We start from the raw sequence: 2913 nt of genomic DNA on the forward strand, positions 1-2913 counted from the left end.
CGCCGCCGAACGCAGCCTCGCAGGCTCGGCAGCTGCTACACGGTGAAACGGCCTGGCTACGGAATAAGAACAAGAGTGAAACGACAGAACGTTCGTAGCTCTAACCAATCGATTTTAAAGGAGTAACAACATGATTCCGGTGATCTTGTCAGGTGGTAGCGGCTCACGTCTTTGGCCGCTTTCTCGTAAGCAGTTCCCTAAGCAGTTCCTCGCCCTGACCGGCGAACACACGCTGTTCCAGCAAACCCTGGAACGCCTGGTGTTCGAAGGCATGGACACGCCGATTGTGGTGTGCAACAAGGACCACCGCTTCATCGTCAACGAGCAGTTGAGCAACCGCAAACTGGAAGCCCAGCGCATCATCATGGAGCCCTTCGGTCGCAACACCGCGCCGGCTGTGGCCTTGACCGCGATGATGCTGGTCRATGAAGGTCGCGACGAGCTGATGCTGGTGCTGCCGGCCGACCACGTGCTGGAAGACCAGAAAGCCCTGCAACGCGCCTTGGCCCTTGCCACCGTCGCGGCCGAAAACGGCGAAATGGTGCTGTTCGGCGTCCCGGCCACCAAACCGGAAACGGGCTACGGCTACATCAAGTCGACCAACGATTCGCTGCTGCCGGAAGGCGTCAGCCGCGTCTCGCACTTCGTCGAAAAACCTGACGTGAAACGCGCCACCGAGTACGTCGCGTCCGGCGGGTATTTCTGGAACAGCGGCATGTTCCTGTTCCGCGCCAGCCGCTTCCTCGAAGAACTGAAAAAGCACGACCCGGACATCTACGACACTTGCCTGCTGACGCTGGAACGCAGTGACCACGACAACGACACCATCACCCTGGACGAAGCCACGTTCGCCTGCTGCCCGGACAACTCCATCGACTATTCGGTGATGGAAAAAACCCAGCGCGCCTGCGTTGTACCGCTGACTGCCGGCTGGAGCGATGTCGGTTGCTGGTCGTCGCTGTGGGAAGTGAATGAAAAAGACGCCAACGGCAACGTCACCAAAGGCGACGTGATCATTCAGGACAGCAAAAACTGCATGATCCACGGCAACGGCAAGCTGGTGTCGGTGATCGGCCTGGAAAACATCGTGGTCGTCGAAACCAAAGACGCCATGATGATTGCGCACAAGGACAAGGTCCAAGGCGTGAAACAGATGGTCAACACCCTCAACGAACTGGGCCGCAGCGAAACTCAGAACCACTGCGAAGTCTATCGCCCTTGGGGTTCCTACGACTCGGTGGACATGGGCGGCCGCTTCCAGGTCAAGCACATCTCGGTCAAACCGGGTGCGTGCCTGTCGTTGCAAATGCACCACCATCGCGCCGAACACTGGATCGTGGTCAGCGGCACCGCCGAAGTGACCTGCGATGAGAACGTGTTCCTGCTGTGCGAGAACCAGTCGACCTACATCCCGATCGCGTCGGTCCACCGTTTGCGTAACCCGGGCAAGATTCCACTCGAGATCATCGAAGTGCAATCGGGTAGCTATCTGGGTGAAGACGATATCGAGCGGTTTGAAGATATCTACGGTCGCTCCACCCCGATCGAGCGCGGCGTGTCGGTGAAAACCATCGCGCAGTAAGCGTTCAGTAAAACAAGAAGCCCCCGTCCAGCCCGCTGCGTTCCCTATCCGCAGTGGGTTGGGCGGGGGCTTTTTTACGCGATCATGCTGCCCTCTTACCAACAGACGGCATGGTTGTTTTCTTATGCCATGTTTTAACTTTTATCGAGCCAGGAACTTTGATCTCGAGGCTTCCACCAAATGCATTATCAATACTATTAAGCAATGATTTCGAATCCATTCTTCCCACCTGAACCGCAGCAATTCCCGAGCTACCCAACAGCAGCGCCTTCAAATCCTTCAACCGCCCCTTTACCATCGGTACGGTTGCCAGATTTGCGGAATGCTTTGGGTCCAGTACGTCAGGGGAGGCAAAAAACTCGACATTATCGAAACCTGGCCCAAGCGCATCTTCCAGCGCTCTGTCATCCCCTAGATCGTATTCGGCGAAGTGAGTCATTGATTGAAGGAATTTTCGCTCATTGACTTCACCATCCACTGCCAGAAGAAAAAAGGTAAAAGCGCTGTTCCCTGCCTTCGTCCAGTCCTTCTCGTTGGTATTCCCCCCCTTTCCACCCAACGTTTTCACGTTTTTATGGACCAGCGAAAAGTTTGACGCTATCTCCATAAAGGGCGGCGTATCCCCTTTACTGCCAGAAACGGTGTAATGCCTCAAAGTGAAACGCTTGGTGCTGGTTTTTTCGAGCATTCCAGCAGGTGCCTTGTTATTTTTGAAGATCAATTTGTTGCCGGTGATATCGGCCATCATTTTGAAGGGAAGCTGTCTATCAACATCACTGTAGCCTTCCTTGTAAGCTTCAAAAATACCGCTAGCGGTGGTTAATGATGTTTTTGACTGAGGCTCTTCTCCCTGTTCGTCAAAAAACGTCAATGGGTTGTTACGAACCATTCGATAAAGATTGAGCCCGTCCACCTCGCCAGCGGGATCAGTATTAAGCCAGCGCTGTAACCAGGGTATGTAGAACCTCATCCCATAGTAATAAAGCCCCGTCGCATCACGCTCCTTACCCGAATAACGAATGGTTTTGTAGCCGACTTCAATTGCATCCGAACCGGCAAACCACGCGGTCTCACCGAAGGGATAAAAGATTTCGCGGCTGATGATTCGTCCGTCATCGGCCAATTCCACGGTGCAGGAGTTCAGGTGATCGGTCAGGGTGAAACGGTACTGATCGTTGAAGCCGGACGGCGGATCGCTTTCCCAGTGCAACACCCGGACAGTATTCAGACCGCACTGAGCGGTGATGACCTGCAGCGCCTCCCCGGTGCCACGGTCGGTGCGAAGTTCCAGCTGCGGCAAATAGCGAACTTCAGCGATCACGGTGCGGGCG

The 2913-nt window shown here is 55.0% G+C and carries 2 protein-coding genes; one reads left to right on the forward strand and one right to left on the reverse strand.

Annotated features, from left to right (window positions below):
• Positions 1-130 precede the first annotated feature (130 nt).
• Positions 131-1582 carry a mannose-1-phosphate guanylyltransferase/mannose-6-phosphate isomerase gene (locus AC1DRJ_RS23330; RefSeq protein WP_477804230.1) on the forward strand — a complete coding sequence of 484 codons (1452 nt, stop codon included), beginning with the start codon at positions 131-133 and terminating at the stop codon, positions 1580-1582.
• 82 nt (positions 1583-1664) lie between these two features.
• Here AC1DRJ_RS23330 and AC1DRJ_RS23335 read toward each other — a convergent pair.
• On the reverse strand, positions 1665-2913 hold a 1249-nt coding region (locus AC1DRJ_RS23335; RefSeq protein ID WP_477804231.1), incomplete at its 5' end, for an RHS repeat-associated core domain-containing protein.

This window comes from Pseudomonas sp. P5_B2 (assembly GCF_056400445.1).